We start from the raw sequence: 22,432 nt of genomic DNA, 5'->3' as shown, positions 1-22,432 counted from the left end.
TGATTGCAACAAGGGTCACAGTAAGCCGGCACTCACCGAAAGGTGATGAGTTCCGGGGCCTTCAACAGTTGCAGGTGGGTCTGACTGTTGAAGGAAGCCAGGGCAACCTCGCGACCGCGAAACTTCAAGTGGTTGAGCGAGGTGTTGACGATTTGCCAGTTCAGTTCAAAGGCCTGCGCGGCAGGCACTTGGATAATCAGGTGGAGCAGGGCCGTGATGGTGCCGCCGGAAGTGAACACGGCGATTTTCTGGGTGTCGTCGGCCTGCTCCAGGATACGTTGCAACCCGCCCTGGACCCGCCCGACAAACCCCAGCCAACTTTCCAGGCCCGGGGTGTCGTAGGTGCCGCTGAGCCAGCGGCTGATGATAAGGGCAAAGATGCGCTGGAACTCGCCACGGTTTTGCACGGCGTTGCGCAGGATATGCAGGGCTTCGGGCTCATCGGGCAATAGGCCGGGCAGCAGGGCACGGAGGATGGCGTCGGCGTCGAATTCGTTGAAGGCCGGGTCTATTTCCAGCGGCGGTATCGGCATGCCGGCTGCACTGAATTGCTCCAGTGCCGAACGGGCGGTGTGCTGTTGGCGCAACAGGTCGCCGGACAGGCAGCGATCGAAGCTCAAGCCCAGTTGCGCCAGGTGGCTGCCCAGCACTTCTGCCTGGCGAATACCGGTCGGCGACAGCACGTCGTAGTCGTCTGCACCGAAGGAGGCCTGGCCATGTCGAATCAGGTAAATGCTGCCCACGTCCGCGTCGTCCCGGTACGTTGTAAGTGGGGCGAGGTTATGGGGATGGCGAAGAGCTGTCAATGAAAAAACATACGCTTGTTTGAAATGCCCGTTGGAGACTGGCTGCCCCGCGTTTCGCGGCTGGCCGTCGACCGGTCGCGTGGGTATGCTGGGGCCTTGCGCGGCAGAGTGCGTCGCGCCGCACCGCTTATATAAGGAGCATCCGTGGATTTTCTTGCCGAATATGCAAGTTTTTTGGCTAAAACCGTGACCCTGGTGATCGCAATTCTGGTGGTCCTGGCCAGTTTCGCCGCCCTGCGCAGCAAGGGCCGGCGCAAGGCGTCCGGGCAGTTGCAAGTGAGCAAGCTCAACGACTTCTACAAGGACCTGCGCGAACGCCTGGAGCAGACGCTGCTGGGCAAAGAGCAACTTAAGGCGCTGCGCAAGTCCCAGGGCAAGGCCGAGAAAAAGCAGAAGAAACAGCCCGATACCAAGCCGCGGGTGTTCGTCCTGGATTTCGACGGTGACATCAAGGCGTCCGCCACCGACAGCCTGCGCCACGAAATCACCGCGCTGTTGACCCTGGCCACGCCCAAGGACGAAGTGGTGCTGCGCTTGGAAAGCGGCGGCGGCATGGTTCATAGCTATGGCCTGGCTTCTTCGCAGTTGGCGCGCATCCGCGAGGCGGGTATTCCACTGACCGTGTGTATCGACAAGGTCGCGGCCAGTGGCGGCTATATGATGGCCTGCATCGGCCAGAAGATTATCAGTGCGCCCTTTGCCATCCTTGGCTCCATCGGCGTGGTGGCGCAGTTGCCCAACGTCAATCGTCTGCTGAAAAAACACGACATCGACTTTGAAGTGCTCACGGCGGGTGAATACAAGCGCACGCTGACGGTGTTCGGCGAAAACACCGAAAAGGGTCGGGAAAAATTCCAGGAAGACCTGGATATCACCCATCAACTGTTCAAGAACTTCGTTTCGCGCTACCGCCCGCAACTGGCCATCGATGAAGTGGCCACCGGCGAAGTCTGGCTGGGCGTCGCGGCCCTCGACAAGCAACTGGTGGACGAGTTGAAAACCAGTGACGAATACCTGGCGCAACGGGCGAAAACCTGCGAGCTGTTCCACCTGCATTACGCCGAGCGTAAAAGCCTGCAGGAACGCATTGGCATGGCAGCCAGCGGCTCGGTGGACCGCGTGCTCCTGAGCTGGTGGAGCCGGTTGACCCAGCAGCGTTTCTGGTAAACGCCGGGTGTAAAAAAGCCCTGGGTCGCGGTGGCGGTCCAGGGCTTTTTTGTGGGCGCAGGCTTAGCGGCGACGGAACAGCGGCAGCGGTTCGTCGGTGGCGGCCTGGTAGGTCACCGAGAAGTCCTTGAGGCTTTCAAGGGCTTCGTAGGGGTCTTTGTCGGCGCGCAGGGCGTAGGCATCGAAACCGCAACGGTGCAGGTAGAACAGTTGGTCACGCAACACGTCGCCAATGGCCCGCAACTCGCCTTTATAGCCGTAGCGGTCACGCAACAGACGGGCGTTGGAGTAGTTGCGGCCATCGGTGAAGGCGGGGAAGTTCAGGGCAATGACCTGGAAATGGCCCACGTCCTCGCCGATTTCCTCGGCTTCCTCGTCGGCGTCCAGCCACACGCCCAGGCCGCCATCGCGGGCCTTGAGGGCGTGGCCGTGCTCACGCCACAGGGCCAGCGGCACGATCAGGTCGTCGCAGTTGGAGATGCCGTCGAAGCTCGCGTCCTTGGGCAGCAAGTGCCAGGTTTCGTCGACGACTTCGTTGTTCTTAATGATTCGCTGCATAGACGCGCTCCTTGAAGAGGTCAATGCCGATACGTTGATAGGTGTCGATGAAGCGTTCGTCTTCGGTACGTTGTTCCACGTAGACGTCGATCAGCTTGGAAATCACGTCGGGCATCGCATCCTGAGCAAAAGACGGGCCGAGGATCTTGCCCAGGCTGGCGTCACGGCTGGCACTGCCACCCAGGGACACCTGGTAGAACTCTTCGCCTTTCTTATCCACGCCGAGAATGCCGATATGGCCGACATGGTGGTGGCCGCAGGCATTCATGCAGCCGGAGATGTTCAAGTCCAACTCGCCGATGTCGAACAGGTAGTCCAGGTCATCGAAACGGCGCTGGATGGATTCGGCGATGGGGATCGACTTGGCGTTGGCCAGGGAGCAGAAGTCGCCACCCGGGCAGCAGATGATGTCGGTCAGCAGGCCGATGTTCGGCGTGGCGAAGCCCTGCTCGCGCAGTTCGGTCCACAGGCTGAACAATTGGTTCTGCTCGACGTCCGCCAGAATGATGTTCTGTTCGTGGGAAGTGCGCAGTTGGCCGAAGCTGTAGCGCTCGGCCAGATCGGCGATGCCGTCCAGTTGCTTGTCGGTGACGTCGCCCGGCGCCACACCGGTTGGCTTGAGCGACAGGGTTACGGCCACATAGCCCGGTTTTTTGTGGGCCAGGGTGTTGCGTACGCGCCAACGGGCAAAACCTGGGTGCTGTTTGTCCAATTCGGCCAGTTCGCCGCCGTGGTCAGCCAGGGCCTTGTACTGCGGGTCAACGAAGTGGCGGGCAACACGGTGCACTTCGGCGTCGGTCAAGGTGGTCTGGCCACCGCGCAGGTGTTCCATCTCGGCGTCGACTTTCTGGGCGAAGACTTCAGGTGTCAGGGCCTTGACCAGAATCTTGATGCGCGCCTTGTACTTGTTGTCGCGACGCCCGTAGCGGTTGTAGACCCGTAGGATGGCGTCGAGGTAGCTGAGCAGGTCTTGCCAGGGCAGGAACTCATTGATGAACGCGCCGACGACCGGGGTACGGCCCAGGCCGCCGCCGACCAGTACGCGAAAACCCAGTTCGCCCGCAGCGTTGTGCACCGGCTCCAGGCCAATGTCATGCACTTCGATGGCGGCGCGGTCCGAGGTCGAGCCGTTGATGGCGATCTTGAACTTGCGCGGCAGGTAGGCGAACTCGGGGTGGAAGGTCGTCCACTGACGCACGATCTCGCACCAGGGGCGCGGGTCCACCAGCTCATCGGCGGCCACGCCGGCGAACTGATCGGTGGTGACGTTGCGCAGGCAGTTGCCGCTGGTCTGGATAGCGTGCATTTGCACGGTGGCCAGTTCGGCGAGGATGTCGGGGATGTCTTCCAGGGCAGGCCAGTTGAACTGCACGTTCTGCCGGGTACTGATGTGGGCGTAGCCCTTGTCGTAGTCGCGAGCGATCTTGGCCATCATCCGCGTCTGGCGCGAAGTCAGTTGGCCGTAAGGCACCGCTACCCGCAGCATCGGGGCGAAACGCTGAATGTAGAGGCCATTCTGTAAACGCAGGGGGCGGAATTCTTCTTCGCTCAGCTCGCCTGCCAGATAGCGTCGGGTCTGATCCCGGAACTGCTTGACGCGGTCCTCGATGATCCGCTGATCGTACTCGTCGTATACGTACATATAAGTCCTGTTCTCAGGCTGCTTAGCTACAGCACATCTGCGCGCACGGCCGCGCACTCCCAACGGAGCCGGCGCAAGATAACAGTTCATGGTTATGCGTAAAAGTGATGTTTTAGTATATGTAAAGAACCAAATCGCCTAATGAGACTGATTATTGCCATACCCGTATTTGTGGTGGGGGCAATCGTCGGCTTAACTGTGGTGGCGTGTTAATGCACTCACCGATAAAACCGACAAGAGGCGATGCAATGAGCAACCCTACCAAGGCCAGGAAAAGCGATAGCAGTGTCGATGCATGGGCCATTCTCTTCCTGATAATCCTGGTGGTTTCGACCGCGATTTTTTGGGTCAGCCACCAGTAACTCCCTATCTACGGGCCCTTTCCCGACGATTGTCGGACAAAAACGGCAATTATTGTGCAAGTGGTTGGCTATTGGCTTGCTATCATGCACGGCTAATTTCCGGGGCTCGCATCACCATGTCCAAGTTATATTGCGTTGTGCTGCTGGCGCTGGGCGCCTGGATGCCCTGTGCGCAGGCGGCTTCCGTGCTGTTCCTCAATCCGGGGACGAGCAAGGAGATTTTCTGGGTCAGTTACTCGCAATTCATGCAGGCGGCCGCCAAGGATCTGGGCATGGACCTCAAGATCCTCTACTCCGAGCGCCAACCCCAACTCAACCTGCAGCAGGCCCGCGAGGCGCTGCAAGGCCCGGACCGTCCGGATTACCTGGTGTTCGTCAATGAACAGTATGTGGCCCCGGAAATCCTGCGCCTGTCCCAGGGCAGCGGGGTGAAGCTGTTTATCGTCAATAACTCGCTGACCGCCGACCAGACACGCTTGCTGGGCGACCTGGAGAGCAAATACCCCGATTGGCTCGGTAGCCTGGTGTCCAACGACGAGGAGGGCGGTTACCTGATGCTCAAGGAGCTGATCCGCAAACATCCCCGCGTCGCCAAGGGCCAGACCATCGAGTTGCTGGCGTTTTCCGGGTTGAAGATCACCCCGTCGGCGCAATTGCGTGAGAAGGGCATGATGCGGGCCCTGGCCGAGCACCCTGAGGTGCGTTTGCGCCAGTTGGTGTATGGCGCCTGGACTCATGAGCGCGCCTATGAGCAGGCGCGGATGTTGTTCAAGCGCTATCCGGGGGTTTCGCTGGTGTGGTCGGCCAATGATGAGATGGCCTTCGGTGCGATGCAGGCGTACGCCGAGACGGGCGGCAAGCCCGGGCAGGGCGCGCTGTTCAGTGCGGTCAATACGTCACCGCCCGCGTTACAGGCGTTGCTGGATGGGCGCCTGAGTGTGTTGGTGGGCGGGCACTTCAGCCTCGGTGGCTGGGCCCTGGTGCAGTTGTATGACTATGACCAGGGGGTGGATTTTCGCCGCTACGGGGGCCGCGATCGCCAGGCGCGGTTGTTGCAATTGATTAGTCGCCCACTGGCGCAACGTTTGTTGGCGCTGGGCAGCAGCCCCCAATACGGCGTGGATTTCCGCAGTTTCTCCGCGAAGGGGCGGCCGCTGTCCTATCGCTACCCGTTCAGCCTGCAAACCCTGATGCACTGAACCGAATCAAAGCCCGGCCAGGTGCAGCACCAGTTTGACAATGCCGAACAGGGTCAGGGCGAACACGGCGGTAAAGAGAATGCCCAGCACCACGAAGTGGCTGGGTTTGCCATGGGTGAAGTCCCGCGTGCGGTTTTTGCCGCTTTGTACGCCGAACGCCGCCGCCATGACGCTGTGCAGCATCTGCCAGAAACTGGGCGGCTTATTGTCGATGGGGTCGTCCATACATCCCTCGTCTGTCGGGTGGGTGCCCCCAAGCATAGACCAGCCCTGCGTGGCGGCTTCAGGCCGGCCACTGGTCGGCGACGAGGAACAGGCGTTCGGCTTCTTCCCACTGGTTTGTCGCGGTCTCGCTCAGGCGCACCAGCAGTTGCGCGGGTGCCTGTGGGGCCAGTTCAAGCAGCCATGCGTGGAGTTGCTCGCTGTCCCAGACCTCTTCGGCACTGTAGTGGGCGGGCGCCAGCCAGGCGTGGCGGGGCAGGGGTTGCCAGCGGCCGGGAGGGCTCTGGCGCGCGAATGCGGGCCAGTCGCGTTGGTGCAGCCAGCGGCCTTGTAGATGCAGGGGATGGGCGCCGCTGGGGGGCTGAGCGACGCCGGGCCACGGATACAAGAGATAACCGCCCAGCCACAGATGCGCAGTGAGAGGCTGGATGTCCAGGGCCGCCAGCACCTCGCGGCTTTCTGCCCGCGATGAGATGGGCAGTTGGTGCTGACACAGGTGCGCCAGTTTGCGGTCCAGTCGGTCGTGGCAGCCCGGCCCCAGCCATTGCGCGGCATCCTGGCCGTCGCCCTGTTGTGGGCCCAGATACAGCTTGATCGCCAGCTCCAGGTGATGCACGCCGTCGCGGTCGCGCAGCAGCATGTCCAGCTCGCCCAAGGTGTGGCCTTCGCGGCGGATCGGTAGGTTGGCGGCGATCAGTTCAATGCCGGGCGCCTGCTGCACCGCAAATTGCCAGAGCCGTTCGTAGTACACCCCCAGGCGTCGCGTAGGGTGCAGGTCGAGCCAATGCAGCAACGCCGCTGGCTCTGCATCGAGGCTGTGCAGCCAATCGGCCAATTGGCCGGGTGTGTGCACCCAGTCGCTGCCCGCCAGGGGATGGCGTTGGGGCCATGGGGTTTGCGCCAGCATCGGCGGTGCGAGGATGACCCAGGCCAGGTCGCGGACCCGGGGGTGGCGCAACTGTCGGGGGAGGTTGAGCAAGTCGGGAAACAGGATCATTGTGCGAGCATAGTCTTTTATGCCGGGGAAAGAGTTTTGTCTGCGGCGCGCTTTCGCCCATAATCCCTTCTTTTTGCTGCCCCGAACCCTGCAGGAGCCCCATGGAGCAATTTCGCAATATCGGCATTATCGGTCGCCTGGGCAGTTCTCAGGTTCTCGACACGGTACGCCGGCTCAAACGCTTTCTGCTCGAACGGCACATGCACGTGATCCTCGAGGACACCATTGCCGAAGTCCTGCCCGGCCATGGCCTGCAAACCTCCTCGCGCAAGATGCTGGGCGAAGTCTGCGACATGGTTATTGTGGTCGGCGGCGATGGCAGCCTGCTGGGCGCCGCCCGGGCGCTGGCGCGGCATAACGTGCCGGTGCTGGGGATCAACCGTGGCAGCCTGGGCTTCTTGACCGATATCCGCCCCGATGAGCTGGAAATCAAGGTCGCCGAAGTGCTCGACGGCCACTACCTGGTGGAAAACCGCTTCCTGCTGCAAGCCGAAGTGCGCCGCCACGGCGAAGCCATCGGCCAGGGCGATGCGCTGAACGACGTGGTGCTGCACCCCGGCAAATCGACGCGCATGATCGAATTCGAGCTTTATATAGACGGCCAGTTCGTCTGCAGCCAAAAGGCCGACGGCCTGATCGTCGCTACGCCCACCGGCTCCACGGCCTATGCCCTGTCGGCGGGCGGACCGATCATGCACCCCAAGCTCGACGCCATCGTGATCGTGCCGATGTACCCCCACACTCTGTCTGGGCGGCCGATTGTGGTTGATGGCAACAGCGAGTTGAAAATCGTCGTGTCCAAGGACATGCAGATCTACCCGCAGGTGTCCTGCGACGGCCAGAACCATTTCACCTGCGCGCCGGGCGACACCATCACCGTCAGCAAGAAATCCCAGAAGCTGCGCCTGATCCACCCGCTGGACCACAACTACTACGAAGTGTGCCGGACCAAGCTCGGCTGGGGCAGCCGGCTGGGTGGTGGAGGCGACTGATGCTCGATCCCGCGCGCAGTTATGACCTGATCGGTGATGTACACGGTTGCGCCCACACCCTGGAGCACCTGCTCGACCGCCTCGGTTATCACAAACTGGGCGGGATCTGGCGCCACCCCTCGCGCATGGCGGTGTTCTTGGGTGATGTGATCGACCGTGGCCCGCGTATCCGCGAGGCGTTGCACCTGGTTCACGACATGGTCGAGGCCGGCCAGGCGCTGTGCATCATGGGCAACCACGAGTTCAACGCCCTGGGCTGGAGCACGCCGGCGCCGCCGGGCAGCGGCAAACGGTTCGTGCGCGAACACACCCCACGGCACGCACGCCTGATCGCTGAGACCCTGAACCAATTTGTCCATCACCCTGGCGACTGGCACGACTTCCTCGGCTGGTTCTACCAGATGCCGTTGTTCGTCGATGCCGGGCGCTTTCGCGTGGTGCATGCCTGTTGGGACGCCGGCTTGATCGCGCCGCTGCGCGCTCAGCACCCTGACGGCTGTATCGATGAGCATTTCCTCCAGGCCGCCGCCGTGCCTGGCAGTTTTGCCTGCACGGTGTTCGATCGCCTGTTGCGCGGCACCGACATGCGCCTGCCCCATGGCCTGACCATGACCAGTGGCGATGGCCTGACCCGGGCGTTCTTCCGCACCAAATTTTGGGAAGACGACCCGCAAACCTACGGAGACATCGTGTTCCAACCCGACGCGCTACCCGACCCCGTGGCCCAGACGCCCCTGTCGCCGACCCAGAAAGACACCCTGTTGCGCTACGGCATCGACGAACCGTTGTTGTTCGTCGGCCACTACTGGCGCAGCGGCAAGCCGGCACCGATCCGCCCGAACCTGGCCTGCCTGGACTACAGCGCGGTGCTCTACGGCAAGCTTGTGGCCTATCGCCTGGACCAGGAAACCCGCCTCGACCCACGCAAGTTCGTCTGGGTCGATGTCGAACGTCCCGAGGTACTGCAATGACTGCCGTGGCCGTGCTGCGCCTGCCCCTGGCGGTGGACTTGGGCGGTTTCGTCAAGCTGCTGCAACGCATGGGCGTGCCGCACCGGGTCAGCGAGGAGGGCGGCGAACAAGTGCTGTGGGCGCCGGTGGAGATCAGCGAGGACGTGCGTTCTTTGTATGAGCGCTTCCCGGCGGGCGACCCCGAACAGCAATTGGACATCCCTGTGGCGGCCCCCGCGGCCCGGCGCCCAGGGTTTATCGCGCAACTGCGCCACAGCCCGGTGACGGCGCTGGTGCTATTGCTGAGCCTGATCGTCGCGGGCGTCACCCTGCTGGGCGACAACCTGCACACCATGAGCTGGCTGACCTTCCTCGACTACCGTATCGAGGGTGACTACATCCTGTTCACGCCCCTCGCTGAGAGCCTGGCGGCGGGGCAGTGGTGGCGCCTGGTGACACCGATGCTGATCCACTTTGGCATCCTGCACCTGGCCATGAACGGCATGTGGTACTGGGAGCTGGGGCGCCGTATCGAAGCCCGTCAGGGCGCGATCAACCTGCTGGGCCTGACCCTGTTGTTCAGCCTGGTGTCCAATTACGCGCAATACCTGTTTGGTGGCCCGAGCCTGTTCGGTGGCCTTTCCGGCGTGCTTTACGGCTTGCTTGGGCATTGCTGGATCTACCAGTTGCTGGCGCCGAACCCGGCGTATCGCCTGCCGCGCGGCGTGTTGGCGATGATGCTGGTGTGGCTGCTGCTGTGCCTGTCGGGGTTGGTCTCTATGATCGGCTTCGGCGCGATCGCCAACGCTGCCCACGTTGGCGGGTTGCTGATCGGTTGCCTGACCGGCCTGGTGGGCGGTGCCTTCAACCGCCGCAGACAGGCCGCTTGAACCCTCTATTTCAATCACGAGCACGGAGAACCTGATGTCCTCTTTCAACGAAATGATTAAAAACATCACCCCGCAAATCTACCTCAGCCTGAAAACCGCGGTGGAGATCGGCAAATGGTCCGACGGCGGCAAGTTGACCCCCGAGCAGAAAGAGCTGTCGCTGCAAGCCATGATCGCCTGGGAAATCCAGAACCTGCCCGAAGACCAGCACACCGGCTACATGGGCACCCAGGAATGCGCCTCCAAGGCCGAGCCGGTGCCCAACCTGCTGTTCAAGTCGGACGCCATCCATTGATCGAGATTGGCCGCGGTGCAATCAGCAAGATGTCGGCGCGCCTCGACGGGCCGGCCGTGCAATATGCCTTTCGCCTGGGCGACGCCGAGGTGCCGGTCAACCCCATGATTGGCACCACCGTGCGCCTGGAATACCTGGGGGCGATCCATTGCACCCATTGCGGGCGCAAGACCAAGACCAGTTTCAGCCAGGGCTACTGCTACCCGTGCATGACCAAACTGGCCCAGTGCGATCTGTGCATCATGAGCCCCGAGCGCTGCCACTACGACGCCGGCACCTGCCGCGAGCCGTCCTGGGGCGAGCAGTTCTGCATGACCGACCACGTCGTCTACCTGGCCAACTCCTCGGGGGTCAAGGTGGGCATCACCCGTGCCACCCAGTTGCCGACCCGTTGGCTCGACCAGGGCGCAAGCCAGGCGTTACCGATCATGCGCGTCGCCACCCGCCAGCAATCGGGCTTTGTCGAAGACCTGCTGCGCAGCCAGGTGGCGGACAAGACCAACTGGCGCGCACTGCTCAAGGGCGATGCGGCGCCGGTGGACCTTGCCGCGGTGCGCGAGCAGTTGTTCGCCTCCTGCGCCGAAGGCATCCAGGCGTTGCAGGCGCGTTTCGGCCTACAGGCAATTCAGCCGGTGACGGGGGTCGAACCCCTTGAAATCCGCTACCCGGTGGAGCAATACCCGGCCAAGATCGTCAGCTTCAACCTGGACAAGAACCCGATTGCCGAAGGCACGCTGATGGGGATCAAGGGCCAGTACCTGATCTTCGACACCGGCGTCATCAATATCCGTAAATACACGGCCTATCAGCTCGCCGTGCATCAGTAGAAGGACTGCCCCATGCGCACCGAACAACCGAAGATGATCTACCTGAAGGACTATCAGGCGCCCGAGTACCTGATCGACGAGACGCACCTGACCTTCGAGCTGTTCGAGGACCACAGCCTGGTCCATGCGCAACTGCTGATGCGCCGCAACCCGGCCCGTGGCGCCGGCCTGCCGCCGCTGGTGCTGGACGGGCGGCAACTGGAACTGCTGTCGGTGAAACTGGCGGACCAGGACCTGGGCGCCACCGACTACCAGTTGAGCGACAGCCACCTGACCCTGCACCCGGCCAGCGAGCGCTTCACGGTGGACACCAGCGTACGCATCCACCCCGAGACCAACACCGCGCTCGAAGGCCTGTACAAATCTGGCGGCATGTTCTGCACCCAATGCGAGGCCGAAGGCTTTCGCAAGATCACCTACTACCTCGACCGCCCGGACGTGATGAGCGTCTTCACCACCACCGTGATCGCCGAACAGCATCGCTACCCGGTGCTGCTGTCCAACGGCAACCCTGTAGGCAACGGCCCGCAGGACGATGGCCGGCACTGGGCAACCTGGGAAGACCCGTTCATGAAGCCGGCGTACCTGTTCGCCCTGGTGGCGGGCGACCTGTGGTGCGTCGAGGACAGTTTCAGCACCCTGAGCGGGCGCGACGTGGCGCTGCGCATCTACGTCGAGCCGGAAAACATCGACAAGTGCCAGCACGCCATGAACAGCCTGAAGAAGTCCATGCGCTGGGACGAAGAGGTCTACGGCCGTGAGTACGACCTGGACATCTTCATGATCGTCGCGGTCAACGACTTCAACATGGGCGCGATGGAAAACAAGGGCCTGAACATCTTCAACTCCAGTTGCGTGCTGGCCCGCGCCGAAACCGCCACCGACGCCGCGCACCAGCGGGTCGAGGCGGTGGTTGCCCACGAATACTTCCACAACTGGTCGGGTAACCGCGTGACCTGCCGCGACTGGTTCCAGCTCTCCCTCAAGGAAGGTTTCACGGTGTTCCGCGACGCCGAGTTCTCGGCGGACATGAACTCGCGCACGGTCAAGCGCATCGAGGACGTGGCCTACCTGCGCACCCACCAGTTCGCCGAAGACGCTGGCCCCATGGCCCACGCCGTACGCCCGGACAGCTTTATCGAAATCTCCAACTTCTACACCCTGACTGTGTACGAGAAGGGCTCGGAAGTGGTGCGCATGCTCCGCACCCTGCTGGGCGAGGCGGGGTTCCGCAAGGGCAGCGACCTGTATTTCGAGCGCCATGACGGCCAAGCCGTGACCTGCGACGACTTCATCAAGGCTATGGAAGACGCCAACGGCGCCGACCTGACCCAGTTCAAACGCTGGTACAGCCAGGCCGGCACGCCGCGCCTGGAGGTCAGCGAACACTATGACGCCGCGGCCCAGACCTACAGCCTGACGTTGCGCCAAAGCTGCCCGGCCACCCCGGACAAGGTTGAAAAACTGCCGTTCGTGATTCCGGTCGAACTGGGCCTGCTGGATGCCCAAGGCACCGACATTGCCCTGCGTCTGGCGGGTGAAGCGGCGGCGGGCGGCACCTCCCGCGTGCTGTCGGTGACCGAAGCCGAACAAACCTTTACCTTCGTCGACGTGGCCCAGCAACCGCTGCCGTCCTTGCTGCGTGGCTTCTCGGCGCCGGTGAAGCTGAGCTTCCCCTACAGCCGCGACCAGTTGATGTTCCTCATGCAGCACGACAGCGACGGCTTCAACCGCTGGGAGGCGGGGCAGCAACTGGCGGTGCAGGTCCTGCAGGAACTGATCGTTCAGCACCGTCAGGGCCAGGCCTTGGTGCTCGACCAACGCCTGGTCACGGCCCTGGGCACCGTGCTGGCAGACGAACGACTGGATCAAGCCATGGTCGCGGAAATGCTCTCGTTGCCCAGCGAGGCCTACCTCACCGAAATCAGCGAAGTGGCGGACATCGACGCCATCCACGCTGCCCGCGAATTCACCCGCCAGCAGTTGGCCGACAGCCTGTTCGACGCCCTGTGGGCGCGCTACCAGGCCAACCGCGAGCTGTCCAAGCGCACGCCGTACATCGCCGCCGCCGAGCACTTTGCCCGCCGCAGCCTGCAGAACATCGCGCTGTCTTACCTGATGCTCAGCGGCAAACCCCAGGTGCTGGCAGCGGCCCTGGAGCAGTTCGACGCCAGCGACAACATGACCGAACGCCTCACTGCGTTGGCGGTGCTGGTCAACTCGCCGTTCGCTGAAGAGAAAGCCAAGGCCCTGGGGGTGTTTGCCGAAAACTTCAAGGACAACCCGCTGGTCATGGACCAATGGTTCAGCGTGCAGGCCGGCAGCAGCCAGCCGGGCGCCCTGGAACGGGTCAAGGCCTTGATGAGCCACCCGGCGTTCAACCTCAAGAACCCGAACAAGGTGCGGGCACTGGTGGGCGCCTTCGCCGGGCAGAACCTCATCAATTTTCACGCCGCCGATGGCTCGGGCTACCGCTTCCTGGCGGACCTGGTGATCCAGCTCAACGGTTTCAACCCGCAGATCGCCTCGCGGCAACTGGCGCCGCTGACACGCTGGCGCAAATACGACAGCGCCCGCCAGGCGTTGATGAAAGCCGAACTGGAGCGCATCCGCGCTTGCGGCGAGCTGTCCAGCGACGTGTTCGAGGTGGTCAGCAAAAGCCTGGCGTAACGGGCTGTTGCAGCAAGCGGGCTTGCCCGCGCTCGGTCGCGTGGCGGCCGTAAAAACGGTTTCAGGCACACCACCGTTTTAGGGGCGCTACGCACCCCAGCGCGAGCAAGCCCGCTTGCTACAGGGCATCTTCGATCACTTCCCTCAATGCCAAGCCATTCATGACCCGGGCCGACCCGAAAGGTTAACAAAACATAACGTCCCGGCGATTGTCATACGATTCTAAAGCCCGATAGGATAGGCCGGCTTCAGAAGGGGCTCTAGATTGCAGGTTTGCGGACATCGGTCCGCTTTCAGCATCAGACAAAACGCCCTCGACGGCGCCCTGAAAGGTTGAATGACCTAACAATAATAATGGGGGAAAGGTCTATGAGTGAGCCTGTCATGGGTGTGGTTTCCTGCCGCCCGCCGGCATTACGCAGATTCGCGTTGCTGGCCACAGCGCTCTCGCTGTTGGGTGCTGCTGCGCTGTCAGCGCCCGTCCTGGCGGCGGCAACGCCTGCCGCCGACACTGTCTATGCCATCGAGTCGGCCAAGGCTGCGAAAAGCCTGGTGGTCGATGTCGCCCACGCCGGCCCACGCCTGGTGGCGACCGGCGACCGTGGCCATATCCTTTATTCCGATGACCAGGGCACCACCTGGGTGCAGGCCAAGGTGCCGACCCGGCAGTTGCTGACGGCGCTGTTCTTTGTCGATGACAAGAATGGCTGGGCCGTCGGCCATGATGCACAGGTGCTTGCCACTCAGGATGGCGGCGCCACCTGGACCCGGCAATTTGAAGACGTCAAGCGTGAATCACCCCTGCTCGACGTCTGGTTCAAGGACACCCACCATGGCTTTGCCGTCGGTGCCTATGGCGCTGTGCTGGAAACCACCGACGGTGGCCAGCACTGGGAAGACGTCAGTGATCGCCTGGACAACGAAGACCAGTACCACCTCAATGCCATCGCGCAGGTCAAGGATTCGGGCCTGTTCATCGTGGGCGAGCAGGGCAGCATGTTCCGCTCCGCCGATGACGGGCAAACCTGGGAACGGGTCGAAGGCCCATACCAGGGTTCGCTGTTCGGCGTGATCGGGACGGGGCAGCCAGGTACCTTGCTGGCCTACGGCTTGCGCGGCAACCTGTTCCGCTCCACGGATTTCGGCACCACTTGGGAGCTGGTCCAGCTCAAGGCCGGCCGCGGTGCCCTGGAGTTCGGCCTGGCGGGCGCCACCTTGCTCGACAACGGTTCGCTGGTGATTGTCGGCCACGGCGGTAGCGTGGCGCGCAGCGATGACCACGGCGCAACCTTCAGCGTGTTCAACCGCCCCGACCGCATCTCGCTGTCGGCGGTCACGGCGGCGGGCAATGGCAACCTGATTCTGGTGGGCCAGGGCGGCGTACACGTCGCGACGTCCTCGGGCGCCGATCTGGGCAAATAAGCAGCCGGGCAAATAATAAGAAGGCGGGAATCTCCATGAGCAGTCATCACAACGACAAGGCGACGTTTCTCGAACGCCTGATTTTCAACAACCGCCCGGCAGTGATCTTCATCTGCCTGCTGGTCAGCGCCTTTCTGTTCTGGCAGGCCACGCTGATCCGGCCGTCCACCAGTTTCGAAAAAATGATCCCCCTCAAGCATCCCTTCATCGAGAAGATGATGGAGCACCGCAACGACCTGGCGAACCTGGGTAACACCGTGCGGATCTCGGTAGAAGCCAAAGAGGGCGACATCTTCACCCAGGAATACATGGAGACCCTGCGCCAGATCAACGACGAGGTGTTCTACATTTCCGGCGTCGACCGTTCCGGCCTCAAGTCGCTGTGGAGCCCCAGCGTGCGCTGGACCGAAGTGACCGAGGAAGGCTTCGCCGGTGGCGAGGTGATCCCGCAGAGCTACAACGGCTCGGCTGACAGCCTCGACCTGCTGCGTAACAACGTGCTCAAGTCCGGCCAGGTCGGGCGCCTGGTGGCCAACGATTTCAAGTCGAGCATCATCGATATCCCGCTGCTGGAGTCTTACCCGGACCCGCAGGACCAGGGCAAGCTGCTGGCGTTGGACTACCAGAAGTTCTCCCATGAACTGGAAGAGAAAATCCGCGACAAGTTCGAGGCGCAAAACCCCAATGTGAAGATCCACATCGTCGGTTTCGCCAAGAAGGTCGGCGACCTGATCGACGGGCTCATCATGGTCGTGCTGTTCTTCGGCGTGGCCTTCGTCATCACCCTGGTGCTGCTGTACTGGTTCACCTGGTGTATCCGCAGCACCATCGCGGTACTGATTACCACCCTGGTGGCGGTAGTCTGGCAACTGGGGCTGATGCACGCCTTCGGCTTCGGGCTGGACCCATACTCGATGCTGGTGCCGTTCCTGATTTTCGCCATCGGTATTTCCCACGGTGTGCAGAAAATCAACGGTATCGCCTTGCAGTCCAGCGAGGCCGACAACGCCCTGACTGCGGCGCGGCGCACCTTTCGTCAATTGTTCCTGCCGGGGATGATCGCCATCCTGGCTGACGCGGTGGGTTTCATCACCCTGCTGATTATCGACATCGGCGTGATCCGTGAGCTGGCCATCGGCGCGTCCATCGGTGTGGCGGTGATCGTGTTCACCAACCTGATCCTGTTGCCGGTGGCCATTTCCTATGTGGGCATCAGCAAGCGTGCCATCGAGCGCAGCAAGAAGGACGCGACCCGCGAACACCCGTTCTGGCGCCTGCTGTCCAATTTCGCCAGCCCGAAAGTCGCCCCGGTGTCCATCGCCCTGGCCCTGGTGGCCTTTGGTGGCGGCCTCTGGTACAGCCAGAACCTGAAAATCGGCGACCTCGACCAGGGGGCCCCTGAACTGCGCCCGGATTCGCGCTACAACAAGGACAACAGCTTCATCATCAACAACTACTCCACCAGCTCCGATGTGCTGGTGGTGATGGTCAAGACGCCGCCCGAAGGGTGCTCGCGCCACGAGGCCATGGCCCCGGTGGACGAGTTGATGTGGAAGATGCAGAACACCGAGGGCGTGCAGTCGGCGGTGTCGATGGTCACCGTGTCCAAGCAGATGATTAAGGGCATGAACGAGGGCAACCTGAAATGGGAAACCCTGTCGCGTAACCCCGATGTACTGAATAACTCCATTGCCCGTGCCGACGGCCTGTACAACAACAACTGCTCCCTGGCGCCGGTGTTGGTGTTCCTCAACGACCACAAGGCCGAGACCCTGGACCGTGCCGTCCATGCGGTGCAGGAATTCGCCAAGGAAAACAATAAGGAAGGCCTGGAATTCATCCTGGCCGCGGGTAATGCCGGCATCGAGGCTGCCACCAACGAAGTCATCAAGGAATCGGAGTTCATCATCCTGATCCTGGTGTACATCTGCGTGGCGACCATGTGCATGATTACCTTCCGCTCCTGGGCGGCAACCCTGTGCATCGTTCTGCCGCTGGTGCTGACCTCGGTGCTGGGCAACGCCCTGATGGCCTTCATGGGGATTGGCGTAAAAGTGGCGACCCTGCCGGTGGTAGCGCTGGGTGTGGGCATCGGTGTCGACTACGGCATCTACATCTACAGTCGCCTGGAGAGTTTCCTACGAGCGGGCCTGCCGTTGCAGGAGGCGTACTACCAGACGCTCAAGTCCACGGGTAAGGCGGTATTGTTCACCGGCCTGTGTCTGGCCATTGGCGTGGCTACCTGGATTTTCTCGGCCATCAAGTTCCAGGCCGATATGGGACTGATGCTGACTTTCATGCTGCTGTGGAACATGTTCGGCGCCCTGTGGCTGTTGCCAGCGCTGGCGCGGTTCCTCATCAAACCGGAGAAACTGGCCGGGCAGAAGGGCAACTCGCTGTTCGCCCACTGACTGGGCTGAAAACTGAAAAAGCCGCGACCCTCAGGTCGCGGCTTTTTTATTGGGCGCCGGTCAGAGATTGAGGAACAGCTTCCGATCCAGCGGCGGATAGATCCGCACATACACCACGTCGGCTATTTTTTCCTGGCCCGGCTGCTGGCGCAGTAGCAAATCCTTTTGCGTCAGGAAGCGTTGGTGCGGCAGCTTCAGATGGGCGCGGCTGTAGTCAACCTTGGCGGCGTCGGCGCTGGCGTAGTGAAAGTGCGCGTACCACAGCACCTTGTCTGCCGGGGCGCCTTTTTCGCGGATCGCGTATTCGGCAAGAAAATCACCGGCTGCCGTTGGCTTGGCCCGATGCACCAGGTTGATGTCCACGGCGCCGTTGATCCACAGGTAGTCGATATGTTCCGGGGACGGTAACTGCTGTTTATAGCCGTCAATGCAGAACTGCCGAGCTTGCTGGCGCATGTCTCGGGCGGCACCTTGGAACTCGTCGAGCAGCGCCTGCGCCTGGGGGTTGTCCAGGTGCGTCGCGCGAATTTCATCGGCGACGCGGTCCAACTGGTCGGCCTGGGTGTTGAGCATAGTGTCCCAGTCCAGGGGGTTGATCCCCTGTCGGCGTTGCGGGTCTTTTAGTTTGTTCTGCTGGAACCTGATGGTGCCTTCGATGCCGGCGCGTTGTGCCATGAGTTTTTGCCCAGCCTCGCGCAGGGCGGGTAGGGCGCGCGGCGGTGTCACCGGGGCAACTCGTTGGGGCGCCTGGGTGATGACTTCCACCCAACCATCTTCGTGCTCGCTGAAGCTGGATATCGCTTGGCGGGTCATTACGTCGACCACGTCGATCTGTGGCAGGGGTTGGTCCGCCGTGCGGGGGGTGACATCGCCGATGAGGGAGCCTTTGTTGCGCACCTTGAACACTCGCTTACTCGCGGCTTTGGGGCGAAATGGCACGGACACCGGTAAGTTGACCTGCAGTTGCTCTTCTTCGCGGGCCAGGGCTTCGAGTTCGCTTTCTACGCTGTTCAGCGCTTCGTGCAGGCGTTCGACGAACCGGGCCTGGAAGGGTTGGCGCAAGTAAGCCGAATTAAGGTCCGCCAGTGCCGAGCTGGAGGTATGGAACTGCTTGTATTGCACCAGGATGGTTTCGAACACGCTGCGGCGCTCCTGGAGGCTGTAGCCACTGCTGCAACGCATCTCAATGTGGGCGGTAATCACCTTGCGCAATTCGGAGGCCTGGAGCTGGTTGCTGTAATAGGTCTCCATCGGATTGCCTTCCGCGGCGGTCAGGTCCAGGCTTAGCTCGCGCAGCAGTTCCAGGCTGTTGAGCTTGAGGTTCATGGCGAAAAACACTTCCGGTTGGGTCACGCTGGCGAGCAAGGTATCGCGGGTGGCGGCGCCGGCCGGCGAGTCCAGGGCCAGTTGGGCCAGGGTCTGCTCCGTGTCTTCGGTGGCGGCGATCAACTGGTCGGTGATGGCCAGGTTTTCCGTGTAGTTGGCAATGAACTCGTAGTACGCCACAGGAATGCCCTGGTTCAGGTATTCCGGCGTCCGTTTGCGCAGCTCATAAAGCGGTTCGCCACGGCTGCTGAACATCAGGTCTCTGCCCAGTTCGCGAATCATCAGGTTAGCCGCCAGTTGCAGCCGCCAAATGGTCGTGTAGGCCTGATATCGCTCGGCGGCATGGACGGGCTTGCGGTCGATATCTTCGATTTTGCGCAGCACGTCGATCAGTTCCTGGCGCAGTGCCATGGTGTCCTGGAGGCGCTGCTGGTAGGTCTCAAGCAGGATCTTGACCTGGGTCCTGAGGGCGTGGGCGTTTTCCATTTCCTGAGTATGGCGCGCCTGCAACCCGGGCAGTTGGGCGTCGTCGGCGCTATTGAGCAGCCTCCACACCAGTTGCAGTTTGCGGTGCTGGACCTCTTGCTCCGTGCGCGTCGCCCTAAGCCGGATCAGGGCGTCGTTCTGGGTGTCGATCAAGGGGTTGAGGTCTTGCTGTATCTGCAGTTTGCGCGTGGCCAGGCGTTCGGCCTCCTGGCGCTGTTGCAGCAGCAGCGCCTGGATACGAGGCCCTGGGCCGCCGCCTTCGAGCGTCAACCCGCGGTCCAGTGTCCAGCGCCCGTGGCCATCGGTTTTAAGCTTGAGGCCCCGGTGGTCGGGGCGCTTTTCATCGATGATGAACACCTCGTTGAATCCTGGCACCACTGAGGCGCGGAATAGCAGGCCAGCGACCGATACATAGAACTTGCCGTCAATGCGATACAAGCCTTTTAACGGTGGGTACTCGTAAGGTTCTGGCAGAGGTGAGGGCCAAGGCACATTGAAGCCGAGCAATTGCTCCAGCAAGTGGGCCAGTGCCGAGTCGCGGCTAGCCGAACGGGGGAAGTCCACCAAGGTTCGCCCGCCCGCCGGTGGCTCGGCGGGAATGCCGACGGTGCCTTGTTGCAAGATCGCGCGGTGGCCCGGCGTGTCGTAGGGCGTGGGGCGGCGCACGCGTTCGAGGGCCAGTTGGGTGTCCCGTATGGCGTCGCCAGCCAGGGAGGGGGCAGGCTCGCTCGGCAACCCGGCGTGCAACAGGACCTGAGCGATGTTGAGCAACAGGTCAATCAGGGCCGGCTCCCGTGTGGCCGGGTCATTGTCGGCCAGGGCCGGAATGTCTTGCTGCAGGCTGGCGGTCAGTTGCCACAGCCAACCCACAGCCGCCAGTGGGCCGCGCACGGCCATCAATAGGGTGTTGAACAGCAGGCCCGAGCCTTCCAGAAATACGGCCCAGCGGCTTTCGGCGGTCGAGACCGATTGCTGTTCTGCCTGATCCACCAGGGCCCGGGCCTCACTGCCGTACAGTTGTGCCAGCAGTTGCCCGCTGCGCAACGCCGCCAGCCACTCCAGCGCGCTGTCGTCGTCGGGTGCGGCCAGGGTTGCGGGTTTCGGGCGCTCCAGAGGGGCGAACTCGGAGCCCACACCAAAGCGCACATAGTGTGGCTCGATAAAACCACCGTGGTCATAGACTGCCCGCGCGCCATTGCTCAGCCAGGTCAGCACGCTGTCCTGCAACGCTCCCGGTTGGGCGATAGCTTGGAGCAGCGCGGCGCGGCTCGGGTACTCGTGCAGTTGTTCGGCATACAGAGGCCGATAGAGCAAATGCGGGCCAATATCCGGGTTCAACGGCTCGATGATGAACATGTGGCTGACCACGTCTGCCATTGCCCCCGGTCTGCGCAACAGGGCCAAGGGGCGCATGACGATTTCATTGTCGTCGATCATGCGTCGGGCCGTGGTCGGCTGCATGACCGCATCGACATAGCGGCAGCCCCGCCGGGTCAGGCCGAACTGCCCTTTGATTTGCAGCTCCAGAGCCAACTGCGCCAGTTCGGCGGGCCGTTGCTGGCGGAACAATGCCTCGCGTTCGCGAGCCTGCGTGCTGTCATCGATCAACAGGCTGGCGATCAGTTGCGGGTAGTGCTTGCCGATGTCAATCCGGCCGACCAGATCTTCCAGGTACTGGGGCGTGGTCCAGTCCTGGATCAATTGGTCGCCGGTGTGGTGGATGGTCATGCTGCCCTTGGGCTTACCCGTCAGGTTTTTCAGGGCCAGGTCGGTCAGGCTCATGGTCACCGGCTCCAGATAGCCGCTGCCCAGGGTGCCGACCGGTACTGCGAAGGTCAGTTCCAATTGGTCGGGATCGTAGCCTGGAGCCTGGGGCTGGTCGAGGCGCATCTGCTCGCGCAAACGCTTGGCCGCGAAACGGCGGATGTCTTCGATACCGTCCAGGTACGAGCGGCCCTGGTTCGCCTGGTGCAGGCCTACTTGCGCTAGCAGGCGCTGGCGGTAGGCGAAGCTGTCTTCGGCCGAGGCTTGGCGCAGCCAGCCAGGTAGGGCGCGGGCCAGTGGCTCCAGGGTGGCCGGTGCGGGGCTGGGGCTGCCCAGAAAGTGCACAGCAGGGTTGGTGAGGTTGGCGAAGCGTTGCTCCAGGCGCTCGACCCCGCCCCGGGTGGGCAGCTTGAGGGTGGCAAGGTCTTCAAGTTGCTGATTGAGAATCAACGCTGCCTGGATATCGAAGATATCGCCGTCCGGCTCGTAGCGGCACCAGGTCAGCGTGTCGGCCAGGAATTGTTGCTCCAGGCGTTGCCCCCAGGCGATGCCGAATGCGTCCAGGTTCGGGTAGCGCTCCAAGGTGCCGGATACCCGGAACAGCAAGGCTGTCTGGCCGTTTACCAACAACAGGTCCGGGGCCTGGATATCCACGCTAAGGCCGGCGCGGGTGACCCGGGTTTCGAGGGTATAGGCATGGGCGACCAGGGCCTGTTTGGCGCGGTCACGGCGATCGGGAAAGTCGCAGATCGCCGCCAGCAGGTGTAATTGCTCGGCGTTCAGCCCGGCGGTGCGCGCCGACGCCGTGCGCAAGGCACCCTGCAACAGGTCGGCCAGCCACTGCCAGCGGCTAAAGCCGGGTTCGGCCTCCTGGTTCCAGTAAACGGCAAGCCGCTCCTGGAACACGATATGCAGGGTCAGCGGCAGCTCGCGGATCAGTTGGGCGATGACCTCCAGGTCAAGCGTCTTGTTCTCGCCTTCGTAGGTGGCATCGGTGGCGTAGGTAAGGGGCACGGCGTCCAGTTCGAGGTAGGCGTCCTCGGCGCTGAAGACAGCCAGGCCAGCCGAGGTGCCCAGGTAGTCCAGGGCAATGTCCACCAGCAGCCGGGCGTCCTGGTGGCCGCGCCGGGCAAGCCGCAGGCGTTCGATATCCAGGTCAAAGTATTTTTCCGTGATGGCTGTGCGCAGCATCTGGGTGACGACCGATCGCAAGGTTGGGCGGTCGGCGAAGCGGGCTTGCACGATATCGGCCAGGGTCGCCGTGGCGCGGTAGGGCAATGAGGTATCGGAGTCGGGCATGAAGCAGTCCTTTGCGTGTGATTGGGGGGAATCTGGCCCAAGGGTAAAACGCAAAAAATAACCGCATGCGGTAACCGGCTACCGACAGAAACTGCCTTGGACCGCACTTGGCTGGGGCCCGATGGAGGGTTTTGGCCTATGATGTCG

General features: G+C 62.4%; 16 protein-coding genes. 10 read left to right on the top strand and 6 right to left on the bottom strand.

The window, feature by feature from the left end; all coding sequences use genetic code 11:
* Positions 1-32 precede the first annotated feature (32 nt).
* Positions 33-743 (bottom strand): histidine phosphatase family protein, encoded by a 711-nt coding sequence (locus AC19YT_RS15655; protein WP_095109785.1) that lies wholly within the window; start codon positions 741-743, stop codon positions 33-35.
* Positions 744-950: 207 nt separating this feature from the next.
* Here AC19YT_RS15655 and sohB point away from each other — a divergent pair, with 207 nt between their 5' ends.
* Positions 951-1,973: a protease SohB gene (gene sohB / locus AC19YT_RS15650; protein ID WP_500600289.1), complete on the top strand. Its 1,023-nt coding sequence runs from the start codon at positions 951-953 to the stop codon at positions 1,971-1,973.
* 63 nt (positions 1,974-2,036) lie between these two features.
* Here the strand turns inward: sohB and AC19YT_RS15645 are convergent, their stop codons facing one another.
* Together AC19YT_RS15645 and AC19YT_RS15640 are read right to left on the bottom strand one after the other, a co-directional pair.
* Positions 2,037-2,531 carry a DUF934 domain-containing protein gene (locus tag AC19YT_RS15645; protein ID WP_095109783.1) on the bottom strand — a complete coding sequence of 165 codons (495 nt, stop codon included), beginning with the start codon at positions 2,529-2,531 and terminating at the stop codon, positions 2,037-2,039.
* On the bottom strand, positions 2,515-4,173 hold the full coding sequence (locus AC19YT_RS15640; RefSeq protein WP_500610569.1) for a nitrite/sulfite reductase: 1,659 nt from the start codon (positions 4,171-4,173) through the stop codon (positions 2,515-2,517). The genes AC19YT_RS15645 and AC19YT_RS15640 overlap by 17 nt, the downstream gene beginning before the upstream one ends.
* A 478-nt stretch (positions 4,174-4,651) precedes the next feature.
* Here AC19YT_RS15640 and AC19YT_RS15635 point away from each other — a divergent pair, with 478 nt between their 5' ends.
* Positions 4,652-5,734, top strand: a complete 1,083-nt coding sequence (locus tag AC19YT_RS15635; RefSeq protein WP_095109781.1) for an ABC transporter substrate-binding protein — start codon at positions 4,652-4,654, stop codon at positions 5,732-5,734.
* Positions 5,735-5,740: 6 nt separating this feature from the next.
* Here the strand turns inward: AC19YT_RS15635 and AC19YT_RS15630 are convergent, their stop codons facing one another.
* Complete coding sequence (locus tag AC19YT_RS15630) at positions 5,741-5,959, bottom strand: DUF2970 domain-containing protein (RefSeq protein WP_095109780.1); 219 nt, start codon at positions 5,957-5,959, stop codon at positions 5,741-5,743.
* Between the two features lie 58 nt (positions 5,960-6,017).
* Positions 6,018-6,953 (bottom strand): DUF1853 family protein, encoded by a 936-nt coding sequence (locus tag AC19YT_RS15625; protein WP_500610568.1) that lies wholly within the window; start codon positions 6,951-6,953, stop codon positions 6,018-6,020.
* A gap of 101 nt (positions 6,954-7,054) precedes the next feature.
* Between AC19YT_RS15625 and AC19YT_RS15620 the strand changes: the two genes are divergently transcribed.
* The 8 genes from AC19YT_RS15620 to AC19YT_RS15585 all read left to right on the top strand — a co-directional run bounded on the left by AC19YT_RS15620 (position 7,055) and on the right by AC19YT_RS15585 (position 17,410).
* A complete protein-coding gene (locus tag AC19YT_RS15620; protein WP_095109778.1) occupies positions 7,055-7,945 on the top strand; it encodes an NAD(+) kinase in 891 nt (296 codons plus the stop codon).
* The gene (locus AC19YT_RS15615; RefSeq protein WP_500610594.1) at positions 7,942-8,916 is read left to right on the top strand and encodes a metallophosphoesterase; all 975 of its coding nucleotides are present in this window, start codon (positions 7,942-7,944) and stop codon (positions 8,914-8,916) included. The genes AC19YT_RS15620 and AC19YT_RS15615 overlap by 4 nt, the downstream gene beginning before the upstream one ends.
* Positions 8,913-9,785, top strand: coding sequence for a rhomboid family intramembrane serine protease (locus tag AC19YT_RS15610; RefSeq protein ID WP_095109776.1), 873 nt, complete (start codon positions 8,913-8,915; stop codon positions 9,783-9,785). Before AC19YT_RS15615 ends, AC19YT_RS15610 begins: the two co-directional genes overlap by 4 nt.
* 34 nt (positions 9,786-9,819) lie before the next feature.
* Complete coding sequence (locus tag AC19YT_RS15605) at positions 9,820-10,080, top strand: YeaC family protein (RefSeq protein ID WP_095109775.1); 261 nt, start codon at positions 9,820-9,822, stop codon at positions 10,078-10,080.
* A complete protein-coding gene (locus tag AC19YT_RS15600) occupies positions 10,077-10,907 on the top strand; it encodes a DUF2797 domain-containing protein (protein WP_095109774.1) in 831 nt (276 codons plus the stop codon). Before AC19YT_RS15605 ends, AC19YT_RS15600 begins: the two co-directional genes overlap by 4 nt.
* Positions 10,908-10,919: 12 nt before the next feature.
* A complete protein-coding gene (gene pepN / locus AC19YT_RS15595; protein ID WP_500610567.1) occupies positions 10,920-13,577 on the top strand; it encodes an aminopeptidase N in 2,658 nt (885 codons plus the stop codon).
* Between the two features lie 369 nt (positions 13,578-13,946).
* Positions 13,947-14,999 carry a WD40/YVTN/BNR-like repeat-containing protein gene (locus AC19YT_RS15590; protein WP_095109772.1) on the top strand — a complete coding sequence of 351 codons (1,053 nt, stop codon included), beginning with the start codon at positions 13,947-13,949 and terminating at the stop codon, positions 14,997-14,999.
* Positions 15,000-15,034: 35 nt separating this feature from the next.
* Entirely contained in the window at positions 15,035-17,410 is a 2,376-nt protein-coding gene (locus AC19YT_RS15585; RefSeq protein WP_095109771.1) for an efflux RND transporter permease subunit, read from the top strand.
* A gap of 60 nt (positions 17,411-17,470) precedes the next feature.
* Here the strand turns inward: AC19YT_RS15585 and AC19YT_RS15580 are convergent, their stop codons facing one another.
* Positions 17,471-22,285: a hypothetical protein gene (locus tag AC19YT_RS15580; protein ID WP_500610566.1), complete on the bottom strand. Its 4,815-nt coding sequence runs from the start codon at positions 22,283-22,285 to the stop codon at positions 17,471-17,473.
* Positions 22,286-22,432: the final 147 nt, after the last annotated feature.

The organism is Pseudomonas sp. MF08875 (genome assembly GCF_059862525.1).
This window is presented reverse-complemented; position numbering and strand designations above follow the sequence as displayed.